General features: G+C 71.7%; 24 protein-coding genes. 23 read left to right on the top strand and 1 reads right to left on the bottom strand.

What is annotated here, in order from left to right; translation table 11 throughout:
* Position 1 precedes the first annotated feature (1 nt).
* The 11 genes from ruvX to nusB all read left to right on the top strand — a co-directional run bounded on the left by ruvX (position 2) and on the right by nusB (position 9,978).
* On the top strand, positions 2-466 hold the full coding sequence (gene ruvX, locus AZE13_RS06760; protein ID WP_066927961.1) for a Holliday junction resolvase RuvX: 465 nt from the start codon (positions 2-4) through the stop codon (positions 464-466).
* A 128-nt stretch (positions 467-594) separates the two neighbouring features.
* Positions 595-2,391: an endolytic transglycosylase MltG gene (gene mltG, locus AZE13_RS06755; protein WP_066927959.1), complete on the top strand. Its 1,797-nt coding sequence runs from the start codon at positions 595-597 to the stop codon at positions 2,389-2,391.
* Positions 2,388-3,215, top strand: a complete 828-nt coding sequence (locus AZE13_RS06750) for a shikimate dehydrogenase (protein ID WP_066927957.1) — start codon at positions 2,388-2,390, stop codon at positions 3,213-3,215. The genes mltG and AZE13_RS06750 overlap by 4 nt, the downstream gene beginning before the upstream one ends.
* Before the next feature lie 151 nt (positions 3,216-3,366).
* The gene (gene aroC / locus AZE13_RS06745; protein WP_066927955.1) at positions 3,367-4,551 is read left to right on the top strand and encodes a chorismate synthase; all 1,185 of its coding nucleotides are present in this window, start codon (positions 3,367-3,369) and stop codon (positions 4,549-4,551) included.
* Positions 4,548-5,105 carry a shikimate kinase gene (locus tag AZE13_RS06740; RefSeq protein WP_066927954.1) on the top strand — a complete coding sequence of 186 codons (558 nt, stop codon included), beginning with the start codon at positions 4,548-4,550 and terminating at the stop codon, positions 5,103-5,105. Before aroC ends, AZE13_RS06740 begins: the two co-directional genes overlap by 4 nt.
* On the top strand, positions 5,102-6,193 hold the full coding sequence (gene aroB, locus AZE13_RS06735; RefSeq protein ID WP_066927952.1) for a 3-dehydroquinate synthase: 1,092 nt from the start codon (positions 5,102-5,104) through the stop codon (positions 6,191-6,193). Before AZE13_RS06740 ends, aroB begins: the two co-directional genes overlap by 4 nt.
* Positions 6,190-6,630, top strand: coding sequence for a type II 3-dehydroquinate dehydratase (gene aroQ, locus AZE13_RS06730; protein ID WP_066927950.1), 441 nt, complete (start codon positions 6,190-6,192; stop codon positions 6,628-6,630). Before aroB ends, aroQ begins: the two co-directional genes overlap by 4 nt.
* A 258-nt stretch (positions 6,631-6,888) precedes the next feature.
* Positions 6,889-7,728, top strand: coding sequence for a Pro-rich N-terminal domain-containing protein (locus AZE13_RS06725; RefSeq protein ID WP_066927948.1), 840 nt, complete (start codon positions 6,889-6,891; stop codon positions 7,726-7,728).
* 67 nt (positions 7,729-7,795) lie between these two features.
* Positions 7,796-8,902, top strand: coding sequence for an aminopeptidase P family protein (locus AZE13_RS06720; protein WP_066927946.1), 1,107 nt, complete (start codon positions 7,796-7,798; stop codon positions 8,900-8,902).
* A gap of 66 nt (positions 8,903-8,968) precedes the next feature.
* Complete coding sequence (gene efp / locus AZE13_RS06715) at positions 8,969-9,535, top strand: elongation factor P (protein ID WP_066927944.1); 567 nt, start codon at positions 8,969-8,971, stop codon at positions 9,533-9,535.
* Positions 9,536-9,537: 2 nt separating this feature from the next.
* The gene (gene nusB, locus AZE13_RS06710) at positions 9,538-9,978 is read left to right on the top strand and encodes a transcription antitermination factor NusB (protein ID WP_066927942.1); all 441 of its coding nucleotides are present in this window, start codon (positions 9,538-9,540) and stop codon (positions 9,976-9,978) included.
* A gap of 309 nt (positions 9,979-10,287) precedes the next feature.
* Here nusB and bldD read toward each other — a convergent pair whose 3' ends face one another.
* A complete protein-coding gene (bldD, locus tag AZE13_RS06705; RefSeq protein WP_066927940.1) occupies positions 10,288-10,788 on the bottom strand; it encodes a transcriptional regulator BldD in 501 nt (166 codons plus the stop codon).
* 219 nt (positions 10,789-11,007) lie between these two features.
* On the opposite strand from bldD, the gene pyrR reads away from it, so the two are divergent.
* The 12 genes from pyrR (at position 11,008) to coaBC (ending at position 24,043) form a co-directional block, all read left to right on the top strand.
* Positions 11,008-11,658: a bifunctional pyr operon transcriptional regulator/uracil phosphoribosyltransferase PyrR gene (pyrR, locus tag AZE13_RS06700; protein WP_066927938.1), complete on the top strand. Its 651-nt coding sequence runs from the start codon at positions 11,008-11,010 to the stop codon at positions 11,656-11,658.
* A gap of 105 nt (positions 11,659-11,763) precedes the next feature.
* Positions 11,764-12,741 carry an aspartate carbamoyltransferase catalytic subunit gene (locus tag AZE13_RS06695; RefSeq protein WP_066927936.1) on the top strand — a complete coding sequence of 326 codons (978 nt, stop codon included), beginning with the start codon at positions 11,764-11,766 and terminating at the stop codon, positions 12,739-12,741.
* Between the two features lie 7 nt (positions 12,742-12,748).
* Entirely contained in the window at positions 12,749-14,035 is a 1,287-nt protein-coding gene (locus tag AZE13_RS06690) for a dihydroorotase (protein WP_066927935.1), read from the top strand.
* Positions 14,032-14,595, top strand: a complete 564-nt coding sequence (locus tag AZE13_RS06685) for a hypothetical protein (RefSeq protein ID WP_066927932.1) — start codon at positions 14,032-14,034, stop codon at positions 14,593-14,595. Before AZE13_RS06690 ends, AZE13_RS06685 begins: the two co-directional genes overlap by 4 nt.
* Positions 14,592-15,734: a glutamine-hydrolyzing carbamoyl-phosphate synthase small subunit gene (gene carA / locus AZE13_RS06680; RefSeq protein ID WP_066927930.1), complete on the top strand. Its 1,143-nt coding sequence runs from the start codon at positions 14,592-14,594 to the stop codon at positions 15,732-15,734. The genes AZE13_RS06685 and carA overlap by 4 nt, the downstream gene beginning before the upstream one ends.
* Positions 15,727-19,035 (top strand): carbamoyl-phosphate synthase large subunit, encoded by a 3,309-nt coding sequence (carB, locus tag AZE13_RS06675; RefSeq protein WP_066927928.1) that lies wholly within the window; start codon positions 15,727-15,729, stop codon positions 19,033-19,035. The genes carA and carB overlap by 8 nt, the downstream gene beginning before the upstream one ends.
* A gap of 92 nt (positions 19,036-19,127) precedes the next feature.
* The gene (locus tag AZE13_RS06670; protein ID WP_066927926.1) at positions 19,128-20,237 is read left to right on the top strand and encodes a quinone-dependent dihydroorotate dehydrogenase; all 1,110 of its coding nucleotides are present in this window, start codon (positions 19,128-19,130) and stop codon (positions 20,235-20,237) included.
* Positions 20,234-21,082: an orotidine-5'-phosphate decarboxylase gene (gene pyrF, locus AZE13_RS06665; protein WP_066927924.1), complete on the top strand. Its 849-nt coding sequence runs from the start codon at positions 20,234-20,236 to the stop codon at positions 21,080-21,082. Before AZE13_RS06670 ends, pyrF begins: the two co-directional genes overlap by 4 nt.
* 208 nt (positions 21,083-21,290) lie before the next feature.
* A complete protein-coding gene (locus AZE13_RS06660) occupies positions 21,291-21,614 on the top strand; it encodes an integration host factor (protein WP_066927922.1) in 324 nt (107 codons plus the stop codon).
* Between the two features lie 38 nt (positions 21,615-21,652).
* Complete coding sequence (gene gmk / locus AZE13_RS06655; RefSeq protein ID WP_079123761.1) at positions 21,653-22,273, top strand: guanylate kinase; 621 nt, start codon at positions 21,653-21,655, stop codon at positions 22,271-22,273.
* Between the two features lie 113 nt (positions 22,274-22,386).
* A complete protein-coding gene (gene rpoZ, locus AZE13_RS06650) occupies positions 22,387-22,659 on the top strand; it encodes a DNA-directed RNA polymerase subunit omega (RefSeq protein WP_066927919.1) in 273 nt (90 codons plus the stop codon).
* Between the two features lie 121 nt (positions 22,660-22,780).
* Positions 22,781-24,043, top strand: coding sequence for a bifunctional phosphopantothenoylcysteine decarboxylase/phosphopantothenate--cysteine ligase CoaBC (gene coaBC / locus AZE13_RS06645; RefSeq protein WP_066927916.1), 1,263 nt, complete (start codon positions 22,781-22,783; stop codon positions 24,041-24,043).
* Positions 24,044-24,122 lie beyond the last annotated feature (79 nt).

Genomic DNA, 24,122 nt, shown 5'->3' with positions numbered 1-24,122 from the left:
GATGCGACGCGGCCGGCGCATCGCGGTGGATGTCGGGGACGCCCGGATCGGGGTCGCCTCGTGCGACCCCGACGGGATCCTCGCCACCCCCGTCGAGACCGTCCCGGGACGTGACGTCCCGTCAGCTCACCGCCGGCTCAAGGCGATCGTCGAGGAGTACGAGCCGCTCGAAGTCGTGGTCGGCCTGCCCCGCTCCCTCCGTGGGGGAGAGGGGCCGGCCGCGGCCAAGGCCCGGGCCTTCGCCCAGGAACTGGCGAGGAACATCTCACCCGTAGGGGTCCGGCTGGTCGACGAGCGGATGTCGACGGTCACCGCGACCCACGGCCTGCGGGCCTCCGGAGTGCGCAGCAAGAAGGGCCGTTCGGTGGTCGACCAGGCCGCCGCGGTGGTCATTCTGCAGAGCGCGCTGGAGACCGAGCGCGTCTCGGGGGAGCCTCCGGGCGAGAGCGTCGAAGTGGTCATCTGATCGCGATACGGTAACGTGCCGCGCGATGCGGCGGCGGTTCGAACAGCCGCGCGTGCAAGAAGAGGCGGATCGGTACAGCAAGCGCGCTGCCGGAACGGAGCGCACCGTCTCTCGGCTCTAGGGGATCGATGACCGAGTATGGCCGGGGCTACGGCTCCGAACCGTGGCATCCCGACGACCCGCTCTACGGAGACCAGGGGTCCTACGGAAGCCAGGCGCAGCAGCCTCAGTGGGGCGGGCAGCCGTCCGTCCCGCAGCAGTACCGCGATCCCCAGCGGCATCCGCAGCAGCAGTACCACGGGGGCGGCGGCTGGGACGGCTCCCAGGGCGGGCACCCGACGCAGGGCGGGCAGCCGCCGTACGGCGGCCCGTACGACGCCTACGGCCGTCAGGTGCCGGCCGACCCGTACGCGGGAGCCGGCCAGGACTACCCGGGTCAGGGGTACGCCGGCCAGGACTACCCGGGCCAGGACTACTACGGTCACGGCCACCAGGACCCCTACCCGCCGCAGCACGCGCAGTCGGTGCCGCAGCAGATGCCGCCGCACCCGCGGCACGAGCAGCCGTACCCGCCGCAGCAGTACGAACAGCCCGCCCCCCCCTCGCCGCCGCACCAGCAGGACGCCATGGGCGACGACTGGCGGGACGGGCCGGAGCGCCCGCGGGATCCCGAACGCCCGCGGGAGCCGGGGCCGGAGCACGCGTTCTTCGCCGACGACGACGAGGACGGCCGCCCCGACGGCGATCCGCGCGAGCGGCGCGGCAAGCGGAACGGCACGGACCGCGAAGACGGCAAGGGCGGCAGGAAGACCGGCAGGGCCGGCAAGGGCGGCAAGAAGAAACGCCGCAGCGGCACCGCCTGTCTGATCGTGACGCTGCTCCTCGCCGGCACGGTCGGCGCCGTCGGCTATTTCGGCTACGACTTCCTCAAGGCCCGCTTCGGATCGGCGCCCGACTACGAGGGAGCGGGATCGGGCGATATCCAGATCGAGATCCCGAAGGATTCGCCGCTGGTGAAAATGGGGCAGATCCTCGCGGAAAAGGGCGTCATCAAGAGCGCCGGCGCCTTCACCGAGGCAGCCGAGGAGAACAGCAAGGCGAAGTCCCTGCAGCCCGGAACGTATTCGCTGCGCAAAGCGATGTCGGCGGCCGCGGCTATCGAGCTGATGCTGGACCCCAAGAGCCGTAACGGCCTCACGATCCGCGAGGGACTGCGGGCCGGCGCGGTCTACGAGCTCATCGACAAAAAGCTCAAGCTCAAGCCGGGCACGACCAAGGACGTGGCCAAGAGCGAGGTCAAGAGCTTCGGGCTGCCCGCGTGGGCCGTCGACGCCGCCAAGGTAAAGGACCCGCTGGAGGGCTTCCTCTACCCGTCCACGTACAGCGTGGGTGCGAACGCGAAGCCGGCGGCGGTCCTCACGGAGATGGTGGCGCGGGCGAAGCAGGTGTACGGGAGGTACGACCTGGAGGCGAACGCCCGCAAGCTCCGTCTCGACTCGCCGATACAGCTCCTCACCGTCGCCAGCCTCACGCAGGCCGAAGGCAAGTACAAGCACGACTTCGACAAGGTCGCGCGCGTCGTCTACAACCGTCTCAAGCCGGACAACACCGAGACGTACGGCCTGCTCGACTTCGACTCGACCGTCAATTACGCCAAGGCGCAGAGCACGCTGGACACCGGATCCGTCGATGATCTGCGGAAGTTCAACGACCCTTACAACACCTACAAGTTCAAGGGTCTGCCGCCGGGGCCGATAGGCAACCCGGGCGAGGAGGCCCTCAAGTCGGCCATCAACCCGGCCGAGGGCAACTGGTATTACTTCGTCTCGATCAATCCGGAGAAGACGCTCTTCGCCGCGACCAACGAAGAGCATGAGCGTAATCGGCGCATTTACGAACGGGAACGCGAGAAGGCCAAACAATGAGCCCCACCCATCGAGCCGCGGTACTCGGCTCCCCGATCGCTCATTCGCTCTCTCCGGATCTGCATCGCGCGGCATATGCGGAGTTCGGCCTGACCGACTGGACGTACGACCGCTTCGAGGTCGATGAAGCGGCCCTGCCCGGTTTCGTGGAAAAGCTCGGCCCCGAATGGGCGGGGCTCTCCCTGACCATGCCGCTCAAGCGCGCGGTGATCCCGCTGCTCGACGAGATCACCGACACCGCGGCCTCGGTCGAGGCGGTCAACACCGTCGTCTTCACGGCCGACGGGCGGCGCATCGGCGACAACACCGATATCCCGGGCATGCTCGCCGCGCTGCGCGAGCGCGGGGTCGAACGGGTCGAGCGGGCGTCCATCCTGGGCGCCGGCGCCACCGCCTCCTCCGCGCTGGCCGCGCTCTCGCGGATCTGCACCGGTGAGGTCACCGCGTACGTCCGCAGCGCCGCCCGCGCCGCCGAGATGCGCGGCTGGGGCGAGCGGCTGGGCGTCGCGGTCCGCACCGCCGCCTGGGAGGACGCGGCCGGGGCGTTCGACGCGCCGCTGACCGTCGCCACCACCCCGGCGGGCACCACCGACGCGCTCGCCGCCGCCGTCCCCGACCGCCCCGGCACCCTCTTCGACGTCCTCTACGAGCCCTGGCCGACGGCGCTGGCCGCCGCCTGGGCGGACCGCGGCGGCGCAGTGGTCGGCGGCCTCGATCTGCTGGTCCACCAGGCCGTTCTCCAGGTGGAGCGGATGACCGGCCGCGCGCCGGCCCCGCTGGCCGCGATGCGCCGGGCCGGTGCGGCGGCCCTGGCCGCCCGCTGAGCCGGCCGTCGCACCGCGGCGCTCCGGCCGGCCGCCGATCCGAGGGGCGGGCCGGGCGGTCCGCTCTGCGGACGGGGCGCCCGGCCCGCCCGTGTGACGTGGGAGGATCAGGGGGAGACCGTACGCGGATGAGCAGTACTGAGGAGCACCGTTGAGCAGGTTGCGCTGGCTGACGGCGGGGGAGTCGCACGGCCCCGCACTCGTGGCGACGCTGGAGGGCCTCCCGGCCGGCGTCCCGATCACCACCGACCTGGTGGCGGACGCGCTGGCCCGCCGTCGCCTGGGCTATGGCCGCGGCGCCCGGATGAAGTTCGAGCGGGACGAGGTCACGTTCCTGGGCGGCGTACGGCACGGCCGGTCGCTGGGCTCCCCGGTGGCGGTCATGGTCGGCAACACCGAGTGGCCCAAGTGGGAGCAGGTGATGGCGGCCGACCCCGTGGACGAGGCGGAGCTGGCCCAGCTGGCCCGTAACGCGCCGCTGACCCGCCCCCGTCCCGGCCACGCCGACCTGGCCGGCATGCAGAAGTACGGCTTCGACGAGGCCCGTCCGGTCCTGGAGCGCGCCTCGGCCCGGGAGACCGCGGCCCGGGTCGCGCTGGGCGCGGTGGCCCGCTCCTTCCTCAAGGAGACCGCCGGTATCGAGATCGTCTCGCACGTCGTGGAGCTGGCGTCGGCCAAGGCGCCGTACGGCGTGTACCCCACGCCGTCCGACGTGGCGCAGCTGGACGCGGACCCGGTCCGCTGCCTGGACGCGGACGCGTCGAAGGCGATGGTCGCGGAGATCGACCAGGCACACAAGGACGGTGACACCCTCGGCGGTGTGGTCGAGGTCCTGGCCTACGGCGTACCGGTGGGCCTGGGCTCGCACGTCCACTGGGACCGCCGCCTGGACGCCCGCCTGGCCGCCGCCCTGATGGGCATCCAGGCGATCAAGGGCGTCGAGGTCGGCGACGGCTTCGACCTGGCCCGGGTGCCCGGCTCGCAGGCGCATGACGAGATCGTCGCCACGAAGGACGGAGTCCGGCGCAGCACGGGCCGGTCCGGCGGCACCGAGGGCGGGCTGAGCACGGGTGAACTGCTGCGCGTCCGCGCGGCGATGAAGCCGATCGCGACGGTGCCGAAGGCGCTGGCCACGGTGGATGTGACCACCGGCGAGGCGGCCCGGGCGCACCACCAGCGCTCGGACGTCTGCGCGGTCCCGGCGGCCGGCATCGTCGCCGAGGCCATGGTGGCGCTGGTGCTCGCGGACGCCGTGCTGGAGAAGTTCGGCGGCGACAGCGTGGCCGAGACCCGCCGCAACGTCCAGGGCTTCCTCGACAACCTGGCGATCACGTGAGGTCCCCGGTCGTCGTCCTGATCGGCCCGCCCGGGGCCGGCAAGTCCACGGTGGGCGCGCTGCTTGCCGAGCGGCTGGGCGTCGGCTACCGGGACACCGACGCCGATGTCGTCGCCACGGCCGGCCGGCCGATCGCCGAGATCTTCATCGACCAGGGCGAGCCGCACTTCCGCGCGCTGGAGCGCGAGGCGGTGCGCGCCGCGCTCGACGAGCACCCCGGTGTGCTCTCGCTCGGCGGCGGGGCGATCCTGGACGAGGGCACCCGCACGCTGCTGACCGGGCTGCCGGTGGTCTTCCTCGACGTCGAACTCGCCGACGCCGTCAAGCGGGTGGGCCTGGATGCCCCCCGCCCGCTGCTGGCCGTCAACCCGCGCAGGCAGTGGCGCGATCTGATGGAGCACCGCCGCCCGCTGTACACGGAGGTGGCGCGCGCGGTGATCGCCACCGGGGAGCGCACCCCCGCCCAGGTCGCCGAGGCGGTCCTGGAGGCACTGGAGCTACACCCGGCGGCGGGCGGTGCCCCGCGCGCCGCCCACAGGGAGGAACAGGCATGACGGAGCAGGTCACCCGTATCCAGGTCGGCGGTACGGCGGGTACCGACCCGTACGAGGTGCTCGTCGGGCGGCAGCTGCTCGGGGAGCTGCCGGGGCTGATCGGTGACGGTGTGCAGCGGATCGCGGTGCTGCACCCGGAGGCGCTGGCCGCCACCGGGGAGGCGCTGCGCGCGGATCTGGCCTCCCAGGGCTACGAGGCGATCGCGATCCAGCTGCCGAACGCGGAAGAGGCCAAGACCGCCGAGGTGGCGGCGTACTGCTGGAAGGCGCTGGGGCAGTCCGGCTTCACCCGCAGTGACGTGATCGTCGGGGTCGGCGGGGGCGCCACCACCGACCTGGCCGGCTTCGTCGCCGCGACCTGGCTGCGCGGGGTCCGCTGGATCGCCGTGCCCACCACTGTGCTCGGCATGGTCGACGCCGCGGTCGGCGGCAAGACCGGCATCAACACCGCCGAGGGCAAGAACCTGGTCGGCGCCTTCCACCCGCCGGCCGGTGTGCTGTGCGATCTGGCCGCCCTCGACACCCTGCCCGTCCACGACTACGTGTCCGGCCTGGCCGAGGTGATCAAGGCGGGCTTCATCGCCGACCCGGCGATCCTCGATCTGATCGAGGCCGATCCGGAGGGCGCCCGGACGCCGGCCGGCCCGCACACCGCGGAGCTGATCGAGCGCGCCATCCGGGTCAAGGCCGAGGTGGTGTCCGCGGACCTCAAGGAGTCCGGTCTGCGGGAGATCCTCAACTACGGCCACACCCTGGCCCACGCGATCGAGAAGAACGAGCGGTACAAGTGGCGGCACGGCGCGGCGGTCTCCGTCGGGATGGTCTTCGCCGCCGAACTCGGGCGGATCGCCGGGCGCCTGGACGATGCCACCGCCGACCGGCACCGTGCCGTCCTGGAGTCCGTCGGGCTGCCGCTGACCTACCGCGGTGACCAGTGGCCCAAGCTGCTGGAGACCATGAAGGTCGACAAGAAGTCCCGGGGGGACCGGCTGCGCTTCATCGTCCTGGACGGCCTGGCCAGGCCGACCGTCCTGGAGGGCCCGGACCCGGCCATGCTGCTGGCCGCCCATGCGGAGATCGCCGCATGAGCCGCCGGGTGTTCGTGCTCAACGGGCCGAACCTGGGCCGCCTCGGCTCCCGCGAGCCGGACGTCTACGGCGCCACCTCGTACGCCGGGCTGGTCGAGGAGTGCACCCGGCTCGGCGGCGAGCTGGGTTTCACGGCCGAGGTGCGGGAGACCAACGACGAGGGGGAGATGGTCCGCTGGCTGCACGAGGCGGCCGACGGGGCGATCCCGGTCGTCATCAACCCCGGTGCCTTCACGCACTATTCGTACGCCGTGCGGGACGCGGCCGCCCAGCGCACCGCCCCGCTGATCGAGGTGCACATCTCCAATCCGTACGCGCGTGAGGAATTCCGCCACAATTCGGTCATCGCGGCCGTCGCCAGCGGGACGGTCGCCGGCTTCGGCATCGGCTCGTACCGGCTGGCACTCCGGGCGCTGGCCGAGGAGCTGGGCAACTGACGTAGCATCAGGCGCACTTCGGGGCCGTCTCCGGGCGTCCTCGCGGTGTGCGCCGGTGCCAGGGCGCGTCTTCGCCGGTCTCCCGGCCTTCCCGGTCTCCCGGTCTCCGTGAAGACGCCCCCTGGCGCCCCTCCGGCCGGGTCCGGGAGGGTACCGTTCGCAGCAGTACCACCCCGCCGGTGTCCGAGGGACGCAACGGCCCTTCGAGGCCGGCGGGTTATCGCACCACGTCGACCGCACGAGACGGAGAGCCGCCTGATGCAGTACGCAGTGGGGGCTCCGCTGCCGCCGCCCCGCGGGCAGGCATCAGGAACCGGGGCCGCCATGAACTGGTCGCCCCACCCGGGACAGCCCGTTCCGCCCGGGCCCCCGCCGGCCCCCGCGGCCCCGCCGCCCGGCTGGCACGGACCCGCGCCCCAGCAGGCGCCGCCCCCCGCCGGCCACAGCACCGCGGACCTCACCGGCCATGTACGGCTGCCCGCGGGCGCCCCGGTGCCGCTGCCCAGCCCGCCGGCCGGTGCCGCGGCGCCGGACGCCGCGCACGCGGCCGTCGCGGTGCTGCTGATCGGCCCGGCCGGCGCCGGCAAGACCAGCGTGGCGCGCCACTGGGCCGACACCCGGCGGGTGCCGACCGCGCACATCAGCCTCGACGACGTCCGCGAATGGGTCCGGGCCGGTTTCGCCGATCCGCAGTCCGGCTGGAACGACCACTCCGAGGCCCAGTACCGCCTCGCCCGCCGCACCTGCGGCTTCGCGGCCCGTAACTTCCTCGCCAACGGCATCTCCTGCATCCTCGACGACGCCGTCTTCCCGGACCGTCCGGTGGTCGGCCTGGGTGGCTGGAAGCGCCATGTGGGGCCCGGCCTGCTGCCGATCGTGCTGCTGCCCGGCCTGGAGATCGTCCTGGAGCGGAACGCCCGGCGGACCGGCAACCGCCGGCTCTCCGACGAGGAGGTCGCCAGGATCCACGGCCGGATGGCCGGCTGGTACGGCTCGGGACTGCCGATCATCGACAACTCCCAGCATGATGTCGCCACCACGGTCCAGGTCCTGGACGAGGTCGTGGCCCGTTCTCTCGCCAGCCCGCCCAGCTGGTAGCTCCGGCGGTCCCCCGGGCGGGGGCGCTCGACCGGCCGCCCCGGGGGAGCGGCCGTACGCTGACGATATGTCCGAGTTGTACGCGGTCCGTCGCACGCGGCTGCGCGACCGCGTAGCCGGAGCCGGAAGCGCCGGTGCCCTGATCTCGCGCCCGGCGAACGTCCGTTACCTCACCGGCTGCGCACCGCCGGGCGCCGCCCTGCTGATGAGCCCGGGCGAGGACGTGCTGCTGTGCGGCGGCCCGCTGAGCGGTGACCCGTCCGAGGGCCGGCCGGTCGACGACGTACGGATCTCGGTGCTGCCCGCCCGCGGCGGTGACCCGGTCGTGGCCGGCGCCGATCTGGCCGTACGGGCCGGCGCCGACACCCTGGCCGTCGAGGAGCACCATCTCACCGTCACCCGGCACCGGGCGCTCTCCCAGGTCGCTCCGCGGCTGCGGCTGACCGACCTGGCGTGCGCGGTCGAGGCGCAGCGGCTGGTCAAGGACGACGACGAGATCGCCTGCCTGCGGATCGCCGCCGAGATCGCCGACCAGGCGCTGGGCGAGCTGCTGGAGTCGATCCTGGTCGGCCGGACCGAGCGGCATCTCGCGCTGGAGCTGGAGCGCCGCCTGGTCGATCACGGCGCGGACGGCCCGGCCTTCCCCACCTCCGTGGCGACCGGGCCGAACGCCGGCCGCCCCGGGCATCTGCCCACCGACCGGCGGGTCGAGGAGGGCGATTTCCTCAGCGTCGGCCTGGGCGCGAACTACCGCGGCTACCGCTGCGAGATCGGCCGGACGTTCGTCATCGGGACCACTCCCTCGGACTGGCAGATCGAGCTGTACGACCTCGTCTTCGCAGCCCAGCGGGCCGGGCGGGAGGCGCTCGCGCCGGGTGTGGAGTGCCGCGAGGTGGACCGGGTGGCCCGCCATGTGCTGGACGCCGCGGGGTACGGTGAGCGGCTCGGCGCGTGGACCGGGCACGGCGTGGGACTCGAAATCGACGAGGACCCGCAGTTGTCCCCGGCCGCCATGGGTAAACTGGACGCTTGCGTGCCGGTCACCGTCGAGCCGGGGGTTCACATCCCGGGCCGTGGGGGTGTCCGGATCGACGACACACTCGTCGTCCGTCCCGATGCGGACGGCGGGCCCGAGCTACTCACGATCACGACCAAGGAGCTGCTCGCACTCTGAGCCTGAGCGGCTCGGTGGGCGTCGCCTCCCGGTCCCACCACCTGCAGTCCAGGAGATTCCGCAACCGTGGCATCCACGAACGACCTCAAGAACGGCATGGTGCTCAAGCTCGAAGGCGGCCAGCTGTGGTCCGTCGTCGAGTTCCAGCACGTCAAGCCCGGCAAGGGCCCGGCCTTCGTCCGCACCAAGCTCAAGAACGTGCTCTCCGGCAAGGTGGTGGACAAGACCTTCAACGCCGGCGTGAAGGTCGAGACGGCCACCGTCGACAAGCGCGACATGCAGTTCTCCTACATGGACGGCGACTACTTCGTCTTCATGGACATGGAGACCTACGACCAGCTGCACATCGACCGCAAGACGGTCGGCGACGCCGCCAACTTCCTGATCGAGGGCTTCGAGGCGACCGTCGCGCAGCACGAGGGCGCGGTCCTCTTCGTCGAGCTGCCCGCCGCCGTCGAGCTGACCATCCAGGAGACCGAGCCGGGCGTCCAGGGCGACCGCTCCACCGGCGGCACCAAGCCCGCCACCCTGGAGACCGGCTACCAGATCCAGGTGCCGCTCTTCATCACCACGGGCGAGAAGATCAAGGTCGACACCCGTACGAGCGACTACCTCGGCCGGGTGACCAGCTAACCGTGTCAGCCCGTAGCAAGGCCCGTAAGCGCGCCTTCCAGATCCTCTTCGAGGCTGATCAGCGCGGCGCCGACGTGCAGTCCGTGCTCGCGGACTGGATGCGTCACGCCCGGACCGACCCCCGGCAGCCGCCGGTGAACAAGTACACCCTCCAGCTGGTCGAGGGCTATGCGGAGCACATCGCCCGCATCGACGAGCTGATCTCCACCTACGCCGTCGACTGGGACCTGGACCGGATGCCGGCGGCCGACCGCTCGATCCTGCGGCTGGGTGCCTATGAGCTGATCTGGGTGGACGCCACACCGGACGCGGTGGCGATCGACGAGGCCGTGCAGCTCGCCAAGGAGTTCTCCACGGACGACTCCCCGGCGTTCGTCAACGGCCTCCTCGGCCGGCTCAAGGAGCTGAAGCCCGGTCTGCGGCGCGAGCCCGAAACGCGGTAGACGCCCGGCAGAGCGTGCGAACGGGCCCGGAGCGAGTTGTTCGCTCCGGGCCCGTTCGTATGCCCGCAGAGAGCCGCCGAGGGCCGTTGCGGTCCCTCCGTGCGTCCTCGCGCCCCTCGCGTGACGCCGTCCGCTCTTGACGTCCGCTCGTGACGGAGAGGGGTTGCCCGGGGGTGGCGGAGAAGTCCGTGGCAGGCGCAGCAGGTGAAGCAGACGAAACCGCCGCCCCGGAAGTCCGGGGCGGCGGTACGTTTCTGCAGTGATCTGCAGGCGGTCTTCAGCTGTTCCGCCGGTGCGGCGGGAGACCGGTCAGATCTCCTCGTGCGTCACCGCGCGGCGGGCGTCGGCGTCCAGCACGCCCCAGCTGATGAGCTGCTCGGTCAGCACCGAGGGCGACTGGTCGTAGATCACGGCCAGGGTGCGCAGGTCGTCCTGGCGGATCGACAGCACCTTGCCGTTGTAGTCACCGCGCTGGCTCTGGATCGTGGCGGCGTAGCGCTGCAGCGGGCCGGCCTTCTCCTGCGGGACGGTGGCCAGGCGCTCCAGGTCGAGCACCAGCTTCGGCGGCGGCTCGGCCGCACCACCAGGTGTCGTGCCCGGAAGCAGTTCCTGCACCGGAACGCCGTAGAAGTCAGCGAGCTCGGCGAGGCGCTGCACGGTCACGGCGCGGTCGCCGCGCTCGTACGAACCCACCACCACGGCCTTCCAGCGGCCCTGGGACTTCTCCTCGACGCCATGGAGGGAAAGGCCCTGCTGGGTGCGGATGGCGCGGAGCTTGGCCCCGAGCTGTTTGGCGTATTCGCTGGACATAAGGCTCCCCGGACGCTGTGTCGATAATGCGGCTCAGCCGCGGGCTGGTAACTCACTGTGAGGTTACGCAGCGTAATCTGACTTCGTCAAGCGGAATGGGCCAGACCCTCACCCGTCAGGGGTGCGGACGGGTCCTGACGGGGCTCCTGGTAACCTGACTGCGTAATTCCGACGTCCTTTAAGACCGTCCCGTGAGGCGGAGAAGGAGGTCCGTTCCGTATGGACACGAACAGTCCCAGCGGTTCCGACACGAGCGTTCAGCTCCCCCCGCGACCGGTGCTCGAGGGCCCGGATATCGCGCGCATGCTCACCCGGATCGCCCACGAGATCGTCGAGCGCGCCAAGGGCGCGGACGATGTGGTGCTCCTGGGGATCCCCACCCGCGGCGTCTTCCTCGCCCGGCGGCTGGCCGCCAAGCTGGCGGAGATCACCGGCCGTACGGTCCCGGTCGGCTCGCTCGACATCACCATGTACCGCGATGACCTGCGGCTGGGCCCGGCCCGTGCGCTCGCCCGCACGGAGATCCCCAGCGACGGCATCGAGGGCCGGCTCGTCCTGCTCGTCGACGACGTCCTGTTCTCCGGCCGCACGATCCGCGCCGCACTCGACGCCCTGAACGACATCGGCCGGCCGCGCGCCGTCCAGCTCGCCGTCCTCGTCGACCGGGGCCACCGCGAACTGCCGATCCGTGCCGACTACGTCGGCAAGAACCTCCCCACGTCGCTGCGGGAGGCGGTCAAGGTCCAGCTCACCGAGGAGGACGGCCGGGACGCCGTGCTGCTCGGCCACAGCTCCGCCGCGCTCCGCCCCGGCTCCGCGCCCGAGTCCTCGGCAGCCGAGCGGACCCGCTCCTCGGCCGACGGGCGCTAGCGCACACCCGGCGGACCCGGTGACCCCGGGCCCGCAGGCACGCCCGCCCGGCGGACAGCCCACCCCTCCTTCACCCTCGGAACCTTCACCCACGGAGAAAACCGGATGAAGCGTCATCTCATCTCGGCCGCCGACCTCACCCGTGACGACGCCGTCCTGATCCTCGACACCGCCGAGGAGATGGCCCGGGTCGCGGACCGGCCGATCAAGAAGCTCCCCACCCTGCGCGGACGCACCGTCTGCAACCTGTTCTTCGAGGACTCGACCCGGACCCGGATCTCGTTCGAGGCCGCCGAGAAGCGCCTGTCGGCGGACGTGATCAACTTCGCCGCCAAGGGGTCCAGCGTCTCCAAGGGCGAGTCCCTCAAGGACACCGCCCAGACCCTGGAGGCGATGGGCGTCGACGCCGTCGTCATCCGGCACGGCGCCTCCGGGGCCCCCTACCGGCTGGCCACCTCCGGCTGGATCGACGCCCCCGTCATCAACGCCGGCGACGGCACCCACCAGCACCCCACCCAGGCCCTGCTCGACGCCTTCACCATGCGCCGCCGCCTGATCGGCCCGGACGCCGGCCTCGGCCAGGACCTCGGCGGCCGGCGCATCACCGTGGTCGGCGATGTGCTCCACAGCCGCGTCGCCCGCTCCAACGTCGACCTGCTGCACACCCTCGGCGCCGAGGTCACCCTCGTCGCGCCGCCCACCCTGGTACCGGTCGGGGTGGAGACCTGGCCGTGCGAGGTGTCGTACGACCTCGACAGCGTGCTGCCCAAGTCCGACGCCGTGATGATGCTGCGGGTGCAGCGCGAGCGGATGAACGCCGCGTTCTTCCCCACCGAGCGCGAGTACTCGCGCCGCTACGGCCTGGACGGCGACCGGATGGCGCGGATGCCCGGGCACGCCGTGGTGATGCACCCCGGCCCGATGGTCCGCGGTATGGAGATCACCGCCGAGGTCGCCGACTCCGGCCGCTGCACGGCCGTCGAGCAGGTGGCCAACGGGGTGTCCATCCGGATGGCCGTCCTCTACCTGCTCCTGGGCGGCAACGAGCCCGCCGCCTCCCACCCCCGTACCGAGGAGAAGTAAAGAACCGATGAGCAAGATTCTGATCCGCGGTGCGAAGGTGCTCGGCGGCGAGCCGCAGGACGTACTGATCGACGGCGAGACGATCGACCGGGTCGGTACGGGGATCGAGGCCGGTGACGCGACCGTCGTCGAGGCCGATGGGAAGATCCTGCTGCCCGGGCTCGTCGACCTGCACACCCACCTGCGCGAGCCCGGCCGCGAGGACTCCGAGACCGTCCTCACCGGCACCCGCGCCGCGGCGAGCGGCGGCTACACCGCCGTGTTCGCCATGGCCAACACCTTCCCGGTCGCCGACACCGCGGGCGTCGTCGAGCAGGTCTACCGGCTCGGCAAGGAGTCCGGCTACTGCGATGTGCAGCCCATCGGCGCGGTGACGGTCGGCCTGGAGGGCAGGAAGCTCGCCGAACTGGGCGCCATGCACGAGTCCGCCGCCGGGGTCACCGTCTTCTCCGACGACGGCAAGTGCGTCGACGACGCCGTGATCATGCGCCGCGCCCTGGAGTACGTGAAGGCCTTCGGCGGTGTCGTCGCCCAGCACGCCCAGGAGCCGCGGCTCACCGAGGGCGCCCAGATGAACGAGGGCGTGGTCTCCGCCGAGCTGGGCCTGGGCGGCTGGCCGGCCGTCGCCGAGGAGTCGGTCATCGCCCGCGATGTGCTGCTCGCCGAGCATGTCGGCTCGCGGGTGCACATCTGCCACCTGTCCACCGCCGGCTCCGTCGAGATCGTCCGCTGGGCCAAGTCCCGCGGGATCGACGTGACCGCCGAGGCCACCCCGCACCACCTCCTCCTGACCGACGAGATGGTGCGCACCTACAACCCCGTCTACAAGGTCAACCCGCCGCTGCGCACCGAGCGCGACGTCATGGCCCTGCGCGAGGCGCTCGCCGACGGCACGATCGACATCGTCGCCACCGACCACGCCCCGCACCCGCACGAGGACAAGGACTGCGAGTGGGCCGCGGCCGCCATGGGCATGGTCGGCCTGGAGACCGCGCTGTCCGTCGTGCAGGCGACGATGGTCGAGACCGGCCTGCTGACCTGGGCGGACGTCGCCGACCGGATGTCCGTCAAGCCCGCGGAGATCGGCCGGGCCACCGGACACGGCCGTCCCGTCGCGGCCGGTGAGCCGGCCAACCTCACCCTGGTCGATTCCGCTTACCGTGGAGAGGTGGACCCCGCGGGCTTCGCCTCGCGCAGCCGCAACACCCCCTACGAGGGCCGTGAGCTGCCGGGCCGGGTCACCCACACCTTCCTGCGGGGCCGGGCAACGCTCGTCGACGGGAAGCTGGCGTGACGTCTCCACTCATCCTTCTGGCCGAAGCGCCGCAGTCCGCACCGGTCACCGACTGGGCCGCCCGCCTCGGCTGGGTCGCCGGCCTCCTGGTCTTCGTCGCCTTCGTCTACTGGCTGATGCGCCAGGGCTGGAAGTGGCGCGGCACCCTCCAGGGCGATCTGCCCGAGCTGCCCTCCACCCCCGATGACCCGGGCGAGCCCCGGCTCCGGCTCAGCGGCCGCTACCACGGCTCCACCACCGCCGGGCAGTGGCTCGACCGGATCGTCGCCCGCGGCCTGGGCATCCGCAGCCGCGTCGAGCTCACCCTCACCGACCAGGGCCTGGACGTGGTCCGGCCGGGCGCGGCCGACTTCTTCGTACCGGCCGCGCAGCTGCGCGAGGCGCGGCTCGACAAGGGCATCGCCGGCAAGGTCCTCACCGAGGGCGGCCTGCTGGTCGTGACCTGGGCGCACGGCGACAAGCTGATCGACTCCGGGTTCCGCTCCGACCGCGCGGCCGACCACACCGCATGGGCCGACGCCCTGAACCAGCTGATCCACACGACGGAAGGCGCACGATGACGACCTCCACCAGGGGAGCCGCCAGGGTTCCCGCCGTACTCGTCCTGGAGGACGGCCGGACCTTCCGCGGCCGCGCCTACGGGGCCACGGGCGTGACCTTCGGCGAGGCCGTGTTCAACACCGGCATGACCGGCTACCAGGAGACCCTCACCGACCCGTCGTACCACCGCCAGGTCGTGGTGATGACCGCCCCGCACATCGGCAACACCGGTGTGAACGACGAGGACCCCGAGTCGCGGCGGATCTGGGTCGCCGGCTACGTCGTCCGCGACCCCGCACGGGTGTCCTCCAACTGGCGCGCCGAGCGCTCGCTGGACGACGAGCTGCGCCACCAGGGCGTCGTCGGGATCTCCGGCATCGACACCCGGGCGCTCACCCGCCACCTGCGGGAACAGGGCGCCATGCGGGTCGGCATCTTCTCCGGCAACGCCCTGCCCGACGAGGGCACCATGCTCGCCGAGGTGCGCCAGGCCCCCGAGATGAAGGGCGCCGACCTCTCCGCCGAGGTGGCCACCGAGGAGGCGTACGTCGTCCCGGCGATCGGTACGAAGAAGTTCACCGTCGCCGCGATCGACCTGGGCATCAAGGGCATGACGCCGCACCGGATGGCGGAGCGCGGCATCGAGGTGCACGTGCTCCCCGCGACGGCGACCGCCGAGGAGGTCTACGCGGTCAACCCCGACGGCGTGTTCTTCTCCAACGGCCCGGGCGACCCGGCCACCGCCGATCACCCCGTCTCCGTCATGCGCGAGGTCCTCTCCCGCAGGACCCCGCTGTTCGGCATCTGCTTCGGCAACCAGATCCTGGGCCGCGCGCTGGGCTTCGGCACGTACAAGCTCAAGTACGGGCACCGGGGGATCAACCAGCCGGTGCAGGACCGCACCACCGGCAAGGTCGAGATCACCGCGCACAACCACGGCTTCGCCGTGGACGCCCCGCTCGACACGGTCTCCGAAACCCCCTACGGCCGCGCCGAGGTCTCCCACGTCTGCCTCAACGACGACGTGGTGGAGGGCCTCCAGCTGCTCGACCAGCCGGCCTTCAGCGTCCAGTACCACCCCGAGGCGGCCGCCGGCCCGCACGACGCCGCGTACCTCTTCGACCGCTTCGTACAGCTCATGGAGGGCCAGCGTGCCTAAGCGCACCGATATCCAGTCCGTCCTGGTCATCGGCTCCGGCCCGATCGTCATCGGGCAGGCCGCCGAGTTCGACTACTCCGGTACCCAGGCCTGCCGGGTCCTCAAGTCCGAGGGCCTGCGCGTCATCCTGGTGAACTCCAACCCGGCGACGATCATGACCGACCCGGAGATCGCCGACGCCACGTACGTCGAGCCGATCACTCCCGAGTTCGTCGAGAAGATCATCGCCAAGGAGCGCCCGGACGCGCTCCTGCCCACCCTCGGCGGTCAGACGGCCCTGAACACGGCCATTTCGCTGCACGAGGCCGGCACTCTCGCCAAGTACGGCGTGGAGCTGATCGGCGCCAATGTCGAGGCGATCCACAAGGGCGAGGACCGCGACCTGTTCAAGGAGGTCGTGGCGGCCGTCAACGCGCGCACCGGGCACGGTGAGTCCGCCCGCTCGGTGATCTGCCACTCCATGGACGACGTCCTCAAGGGCGTCGCGGAGCTCGGCGGCTACCCGGTCGTCGTCCGCCCGTCCTTCACGATGGGCGGCGCCGGTTCCGGCTTCGCCCACGACGAGGAGGAGCTGCGCCGGATCGCCGGCCAGGGCCTGACGCTCTCGCCGACCACCGAGGTGCTCCTGGAGGAGTCCATCCTCGGCTGGAAGGAGTACGAGCTGGAGCTGATGCGCGACAAGCACGACAACGTCGTGGTCGTCTGCTCCATCGAGAACTTCGACCCGATGGGCGTGCACACCGGCGACTCGATCACCGTCGCACCGGCCATGACGCTCACCGACCGTGAGTACCAGATCCTGCGGGACATCGGCATCGAGGTGATCCGCGAGGTCGGGGTGGACACCGGCGGCTGCAACATCCAGTTCGCGGTCAACCCCGAGGACGGCCGGGTCATCGTCATCGAGATGAACCCGCGTGTCTCGCGCTCCTCGGCGCTCGCCTCCAAGGCCACCGGCTTCCCGATCGCGAAGATCGCCGCCCGGCTCGCCATCGGCTACACCCTCGACGAGATCCCCAACGACATCACCGAGCAGACCCCGGCGTCCTTCGAGCCGACCCTCGACTACGTCGTCGTCAAGGTGCCGCGCTTCGCCTTCGAGAAGTTCCCGGCGGCCGACGCCACCCTCACCACCACCATGAAGTCGGTGGGCGAGGCGATGGCCATCGGCCGGAACTTCCCCGAGGCGCTGCAGAAGGCGCTGCGCTCGGTGGAGAAGAAGGGCAGCCAGTTCGACTTCGACGCCGCCCCGGGCGACAAGGCGGAGCTGCTGGAGCTCGCCCAGGTTCCCACCGACGGCCGGATCAACACCGTGATGCGGGCGATCCGGGCCGGCGCCACCCCGCAGGAGGTCTTCGCCGCCACGAAGATCGACCCGTGGTTCGTCGACCAGCTCTTCCTGATCAAGGAGATCGCCGACGAGATCGCCGGTGTCGACAAGCTCGGCCCGGAGATCCTTGCGGACGCAAAGCGCTACGGCTTCTCCGACGCCCAGATCGCGGCGATCCGGGGCCTGCGCGAGGACGTCGTCCGCGAGGTCCGGCACGCGCTGGGCATCCGCCCCGTCTACAAGACCGTCGACACCTGCGCCGCCGAGTTCGCCGCCCGCACCCCGTACTTCTACTCGTCGTACGACGAGGAGACCGAGGTCGCCCCGCGCGAGAAGCCGGCCGTGATCATCCTCGGCTCCGGCCCCAACCGCATCGGCCAGGGCATCGAGTTCGACTACTCCTGCGTCCATGCCTCGTTCGCGCTGAGCGATGCCGGCTACGAGACGGTGATGGTCAACTGCAACCCGGAGACCGTCTCCACCGACTACGACACCTCCGACCGGCTCTACTTCGAGCCGCTCACCCTGGAGGACGTCCTGGAGATCGTGCACGCCGAGACTCAGGCGGGCCCGGTCGCCGGCGTCATCGTCCAGCTCGGCGGGCAGACCCCGCTGGGCCTGGCGCAGGCGCTCAAGGACAACGGCGTACCGATCGTGGGCACCTCGCCCGAGGCGATCGACCTCGCCGAGGAGCGCGGCGCGTTCGGCCGGGTGCTGACCGAGGCCGGGCTGCCCGCCCCCAAGTACGGCACCGCCTTCTCCTTCGACGAGGCCAAGGCCATCGCCGCCGGGATCGGCTATCCGGTCATGGTCCGCCCGTCGTATGTGCTCGGCGGCCGCGGTATGGAGATCGTCTACGACGAGCCGTCGCTGGGGGAGTACCTCGAGCGGCACGCGGGGCTGATCTCCGAGCATCCGGTCCTGATCGACCGGTTCCTCGACGACGCCATCGAGATCGACGTGGACGCGCTCTACGACGGCCACGAGCTCTACCTCGGCGGCGTCATGGAGCACATCGAGGAGGCCGGCATCCACTCCGGCGACTCCGCCTGCGCGCTGCCCCCGATCACCCTCGGCGGCTTCGACATCAAGCGGCTGCGGGCCTCGACGGAGGCCATCGCCAAGGGCGTCGGCGTCCGCGGACTGATCAACATCCAGTTCGCGATGGCCGGCGACATCCTCTACGTCCTGGAGGCCAACCCGCGCGCCTCCCGCACGGTGCCCTTCACCTCCAAGGCCACCGCGGTGCCGCTGGCCAAGGCCGCCGCCCGGATCTCGCTCGGCGCCACCATCGCCGAGCTGCGCGCCGAGGGCCTGCTGCCGAAGACCGGCGACGGCGGCACGCTGCCGCTGGACGCGCCGATCTCGGTCAAGGAAGCCGTGCTGCCCTGGTCGCGGTTCCGCGACGCCTCCGGCCGCGGGGTCGACACCGTCCTCGGCCCGGAGATGCGCTCCACCGGCGAGGTCATGGGCATCGACTCGGTCTTCGGCACCGCCTACGCCAAGTCGCAGTCCGGCGCCTACGGGGCGCTGCCCACCAAGGGCCGCGCGTTCGTCTCCGTCGCCAACCGCGACAAGCGCTCGATGATCTTCCCGGCCCGGGAGCTGGTCGCGCACGGCTTCGAGCTGCTCGCCACCTCCGGCACCGCCGAGGTCCTGCGCCGCAACGGCATCAACGCCACCGTGGTGCGCAAGCAGTCCGAGGGCGAGGGCCCGAACGGCGAGAAGACCATCGTCCAGCTGATCCACGACGGTCAGGTCGACCTGATCGTCAACACCCCCTACGGCACCGGCGGCCGGCTGGACGGCTACGACATCCGCACCGCGGCGGTGGCCCGCTCCGTGCCCTGCCTGACCACGGTCCAGGCCCTCGCGGCCGCCGTGCAGGGCATCGAGGCCATGAACCGCGGCGATGTGGGCGTCCGGTCCCTCCAGGAACACGCGGAACACCTGACCGCGGCCCGCGACTAGCAGCCCACGAGCAGCCCACGAGAGAGGGGGACACCGGCACCGGTGTCCCCCTCCTCATGAGGACCGACCGAGGACCCACCGAGGACCCATCTATGTACCAGCTCTTCTTCCGGCTCGTCTTCCGGCGCATGGACCCCGAGCGCGCCCACCACCTGGCCTTCCGCTGGATCCGCCGCGCCGCCCGCGTCCCCGTGCTCCGCACGTTCCTCGCGGCGGTGCTCGCCCCCCGCCACCGCGCACTGCGCACCGAGGCACTCGGCCTGCGGATGCACGGCCCGTTCGGCCTGGCCGCCGGCTTCGACAAGAACGCCGCCGCGGTCGACGGGATGGCGATGCTCGGCTTCGACCACGTCGAGATCGGCACGGTCACCGGCGAACCGCAGCCCGGCAACCCCAAGAAGCGCCTCTTCCGGCTCGTACCGGACCGCGCGCTGATCAACCGCATGGGCTTCAACAACGAGGGCTCGGCCTCGGTCGCGGCCCGGCTGGCGGTCCGCAACCCGGTGTTCCGGACCGTCGTCGGGGTCAACATCGGCAAGACCAAGGTCGTCCCGGAGGCCGAGGCCGCCGCCGACTACGTGAAGTCCACCGAGCGGCTGGCCCGGCACGCCGACTACCTGGTCGTGAACGTCTCGTCGCCGAACACCCCCGGCCTGCGCAACCTCCAGGCCACCGAGGCGCTGCGGCCGCTGCTCACCGCCGTACGCGAGGCCGCCGACCGGACCGTCACCGACCGCCGCGTCCCGCTGCTGGTCAAGATCGCCCCCGACCTGGCCGACGAGGACGTGGACGCGGTCGCCGACCTCGCCGTCGAGCTCGGCCTGGACGGCATCATCGCCACCAACACCACCATCGCCCGCGACGGCCTCGGCCTGGTCTCCGGCCCGGAGCTGACCGCCGAGACCGGCGGCCTGTCCGGCGCGCCCCTCAAGGAGCGCTCCCTGGAGGTGCTGCGCCGCCTCTACGCCCGCGTCGGCGACCGGATCACCCTGATCGGCGTGGGCGGCATCGAGACCGCCGAGGACGCCTGGCAGCGCATCCTGGCCGGCGCCACCCTCGTCCAGGGCTACAGCGCCTTCATCTACCAGGGGCCGTTCTGGTGCCGGACGATCCATAAGGGCCTCGCCGCCCGGCTGCGCGACAGCCCGTACGCCACCCTCGCCGACGCGGTCGGTGCCGAGCACCGGAAGGTGACCCGATGACCCCTGTGGAGCCCTTCGGGGCGCGCCTGCGCCGCGCCATGGACGAGCGCGGCCCGCTCTGCGTCGGCATCGACCCGCACGCCTCGCTGCTGGCCGACTGGGGCCTGAACGACGACATCGCCGGCCTGGCCCGCTTCACCCGCACCGTCGTCGAGACGCTCGGCGAGCGGGTCGCGGTCTTCAAACCGCAGGCGGCGTTCTTCGAGCGCTTCGGCTCGCGCGGCCTGGCCGTCCTGGAGACCGCCGTCGCCGAGGCCCGCGAGCGCGGCGCCCTGATCGTGATGGACGCCAAGCGCGGCGACATCGGCTCGACCATGGCCGCGTACGCCGAGGCCTTCCTGCGCCCGGACTCCCCGCTGTTCTCGGACGCCCTGACGGTCTCCCCGTACCTCGGCTACGGCTCCCTGCGCCCGGCCGTCGAGCTGGCCCGGGAGAGCGGCGCCGGGCTGTTCGTCCTCGCCCTCACCTCCAACCCGGAGGGCGCGGAGGTGCAGCGGGCGGTGCGCGAGGACGGCCGGACCATCGGGGCGACCATGCTGGGCCACCTCGCCGCCGAGAACGCCGGCGCCGAGCCGCTGGGCTCCTTCGGCGCGGTCGTCGGCGCGACGCTCGGCGATCTCTCGTCGTTCGACCTGGCGATCAACGGCCCGCTGCTGGCACCCGGCATCGGCGCCCAGGGCGCCACCCCCGCCGACCTCCCCACCGTCTTCGGGAACGCCGTGCGCAACGTCGTCCCGAGCGTCAGCCGGGGGGTGCTGCGGCACGGTCCGGACGCCGCGGCGCTCCGTTCCGCGGCGGACCGATTCACCGCGGAGGTGCGCACCGCACTGGATCAGGCACCGTAAGGCGGGGCGTTTGGTCCCGAATTGTCCTGGTCAGCAGAGTCTGACCAGGACTTTTCCGCTGTTCTCGCTGACTCTGGCGCGATCGGCCGCTAGTCTCCGACGAGAGCACCGCGTGCAAGCGCGTTGCTCGTTGCTCCGCAGGTGTGGGGCGACTAGGTTCCACAACCGGTCCGTAATCCGACAGTTCGACATCCGAGGTGACGTAGGCGTGGCTCTTCCGCCCCTTACCCCTGAACAGCGCGCAGCCGCGCTCGAGAAGGCCGCCGCGGCTCGCCGGGAGCGCGCCGAGGTCAAGAATCGGCTCAAGCACTCCGGTGCCTCCCTGCACGAGGTCATCCAGCAGGGCCAGAAGAACGACGTCATCGGCAAGATGAAGGTCTCCGCCCTGCTGGAGTCCCTGCCGGGCGTCGGCAAGGTCCGCGCCAAGCAGATCATGGAGCGGCTCGGGATCTCCGAGAGCCGCCGCGTCCGGGGCCTCGGCTCCAACCAGATCGCGTCGCTGGAGAAGGAGTTCGGCAGCACAGGTTCCTGAATTTTCCGGCATCGCCGGGAAGCTGGAATAATCGCTGCATGAGTTCAGCAGTCTCCCGGGGGACGACCCCCGCGCCCCCGGCCAGACGACCGCGACTGACCGTGCTCTCCGGCCCCTCCGGGGTCGGCAAGAGCACGGTCGTCGCGCATATGCGCAAGGTCCACCCCGAGGTCTGGCTCTCGGTCTCGGCGACCACCCGCAAGCCGCGGCCCGGGGAGCGGCACGGCGTCCAGTACTTCTTCGTCGACGACGAGGAGTTCGACAAGCTCGTCGCCAACGGTGAGCTGCTCGAATGGGCCGAGTTCGCGGGCAACCGCTACGGCACGCCCCGCAAGGCGGTGCTGGACCGGCTGGAGGCCGGCGAGCCCGTCCTGCTGGAGATCGACCTGCAGGGTGCCCGTCAGGTCCGTGAGTCCATGGACGACGCCCACCTGGTCTTCCTCGCGCCGCCGAGCTGGGAGGAGCTGGTCCGCCGGCTCACCGGCCGGGGCACCGAGGCGCCCGAGGTCATCGAGCGCCGTCTGGAGGCCGCCCGGGTCGAGCTGGCCGCGGAGAAGGAGTTCGACGTGACACTCGTCAACACCTCCGTCGAGGACGTCAGCCGTGAACTGCTAGCCTTGATGCTGGATCGGTCTGGGGGCCAGGACATCAGCGGCTGACGCGGCGACGTCCCCCACGGCTCCCGGATCTTCGACGACCGACGCGCATCGGCGCGTCGTCGTGGGATCACAACGGATCACAACGATCGCGAGATCGCAACGGAAGGCAGAGAGTGTCCTCTTCCATCACCGCGCCTGAGGGCATCATCAACCCGCCCATTGATGAGCTTCTCGAGGCCACCGACTCGAAGTACAGCCTTGTGATCTACGCCGCCAAGCGCGCGCGCCAGATCAACGCGTACTACTCGCAGCTCGGCGAGGGCCTGCTCGAGTACGTCGGTCCGCTCGTCGACACCCACGTCCACGAGAAGCCCCTCTCGATCGCGCTCCGCGAGATCAACGCGGGCCTGCTGACCTCCGAGTCCATCGAGGGCCCGGCTCACTGACCGGTACGGCATGCATCAAGGGCCCGGCGGAGCTTCCGCCGGGCCCTTGGTGTGTCATAGGGGCAGGCGTGCCATCGGGGCACACCGGCGTACGGACCTGAGCTCGGGGAGCGGGGAAGCGATGGACAAGCGGGAACAGGAGCGGGACCGGCGGCCCAGGGTCGTCCTGGGGGTCAGCGGCGGTATCGCCGCGTACAAGGCATGCGAGCTGCTGCGCCGGCTGACCGAGTCCGGGCACGACGTACGGGTCGTCCCCACCGCCGCCGCCCTCCACTTCGTCGGCGAGGCCACCTGGTCGGCGCTGTCCGGCAACCCGGCCGGCACCGAGGTCTGGGAGTCCGTCCACGAGGTTCCGCACGTCCGTATCGGCCAGGCCGCCGACCTGGTGGTCGTGGCCCCGGCCACCGCCGACATCCTGGCGAAGGCCGCCCACGGCCTCGCCGACGACCTGCTGACCAACACCCTGCTCACCGCGCGCTGTCCGGTGGTCTTCGCCCCCGCGATGCACACCGAGATGTGGGAGCACCCGGCCACTCAGGAGAACGTGGCCACCGTGCGCCGCCGCGGCGCGATCGTCGTCGAGCCCGCGGTCGGCCGGCTGACCGGCGCCGACACCGGCAAGGGCCGCTTCCCCGACCCCGTCGGGATCTTCGCGCTCTGCCGCCACATCCTGCGGAGAAGCGACCCGGCCGGTGGCGCCGCGGGGGCCCTGGTACCGGACCTCGCCGGCCGTCATGTCGTGGTCACCGCCGGCGGCACCCGTGAACCGCTGGATCCCGTGCGCTACCTGGGCAACCGCTCCTCCGGCCGACAGGGCTACGCGCTCGCCGCCACCGCGGCCGCGCGCGGCGCCCGGGTCACCCTGATCGCGGGCAACACCGAGCTGCCCGACCCGGCCGGCGTGGACGTGGTCCCGGTCGGCACCGCCCGGCAGCTCCGGGAGGCCGTGCTGAAGGCCGCCGCGGACGCGGACGCGGTGGTCATGGCCGCGGCCGTGGCCGACTTCCGGCCCGCCGTCTACACCGCCGGCAAGATCAAGAAGATCGACGGGCAGGAGCCCGAGCCGATCATGCTCGTCCGGAATCCGGACATCCTCGCCGAGCTCTCCGCCGACCGGGCCCGCCCCGGGCAGGTCGTGGTGGGCTTCGCCGCCGAGACCGACGACGTGCTCGCCAACGGCCGGGCCAAACTCGCCCGCAAGGGCTGCGACCTGCTGGTCGTCAACGAGGTCGGCGAGCACAAGGCGTTCGGCTCGGCCGAGAACGAGGCGGTCGTCCTGGCGGCCGACGGCACCGAGACGCCAGTCCCGTACGGCCCCAAGGACGCGCTCGCCGACCGGGTGTGGGACCTGGTGGTGCCCCGTATGGCCGAGACTCGCCCCTGAACCTCGTCGTCCCGCGCCCATTTCACCCGGACGGCGCCGTAAAAAGCGGCGCGCCCCCTTGACCCCGTCCCATGATCAA

This window comes from Streptomyces sp. NBRC 110611 (assembly GCF_001590865.1).
Lineage (GTDB): Bacteria > Actinomycetota > Actinomycetes > Streptomycetales > Streptomycetaceae > Streptomyces.
This window is presented reverse-complemented; position numbering and strand designations above follow the sequence as displayed.

Coding starts and splice junctions, on each gene's coding strand:
- ruvX (WP_066927961.1), top strand. CDS start 2: ATGCGACGCGGCCGGCGCATCGCGGTGGATGTCGGGGACGCCCGGATC.
- mltG (WP_066927959.1), top strand. CDS start 595: ATGACCGAGTATGGCCGGGGCTACGGCTCCGAACCGTGGCATCCCGAC.
- AZE13_RS06750 (WP_066927957.1), top strand. CDS start 2,388: ATGAGCCCCACCCATCGAGCCGCGGTACTCGGCTCCCCGATCGCTCAT.
- aroB (WP_066927952.1), top strand. CDS start 5,102: ATGACGGAGCAGGTCACCCGTATCCAGGTCGGCGGTACGGCGGGTACC.
- aroQ (WP_066927950.1), top strand. CDS start 6,190: ATGAGCCGCCGGGTGTTCGTGCTCAACGGGCCGAACCTGGGCCGCCTC.
- AZE13_RS06725 (WP_066927948.1), top strand. CDS start 6,889: ATGCAGTACGCAGTGGGGGCTCCGCTGCCGCCGCCCCGCGGGCAGGCA.
- AZE13_RS06720 (WP_066927946.1), top strand. CDS start 7,796: ATGTCCGAGTTGTACGCGGTCCGTCGCACGCGGCTGCGCGACCGCGTA.
- bldD (WP_066927940.1), bottom strand. CDS start 10,788: ATGTCCAGCGAATACGCCAAACAGCTCGGGGCCAAGCTCCGCGCCATC.
- pyrR (WP_066927938.1), top strand. CDS start 11,008: ATGGACACGAACAGTCCCAGCGGTTCCGACACGAGCGTTCAGCTCCCC.
- AZE13_RS06695 (WP_066927936.1), top strand. CDS start 11,764: ATGAAGCGTCATCTCATCTCGGCCGCCGACCTCACCCGTGACGACGCC.
- AZE13_RS06690 (WP_066927935.1), top strand. CDS start 12,749: ATGAGCAAGATTCTGATCCGCGGTGCGAAGGTGCTCGGCGGCGAGCCG.
- carA (WP_066927930.1), top strand. CDS start 14,592: ATGACGACCTCCACCAGGGGAGCCGCCAGGGTTCCCGCCGTACTCGTC.
- AZE13_RS06670 (WP_066927926.1), top strand. CDS start 19,128: ATGTACCAGCTCTTCTTCCGGCTCGTCTTCCGGCGCATGGACCCCGAG.
- pyrF (WP_066927924.1), top strand. CDS start 20,234: ATGACCCCTGTGGAGCCCTTCGGGGCGCGCCTGCGCCGCGCCATGGAC.
- gmk (WP_079123761.1), top strand. CDS start 21,653: ATGAGTTCAGCAGTCTCCCGGGGGACGACCCCCGCGCCCCCGGCCAGA.
- coaBC (WP_066927916.1), top strand. CDS start 22,781: ATGGACAAGCGGGAACAGGAGCGGGACCGGCGGCCCAGGGTCGTCCTG.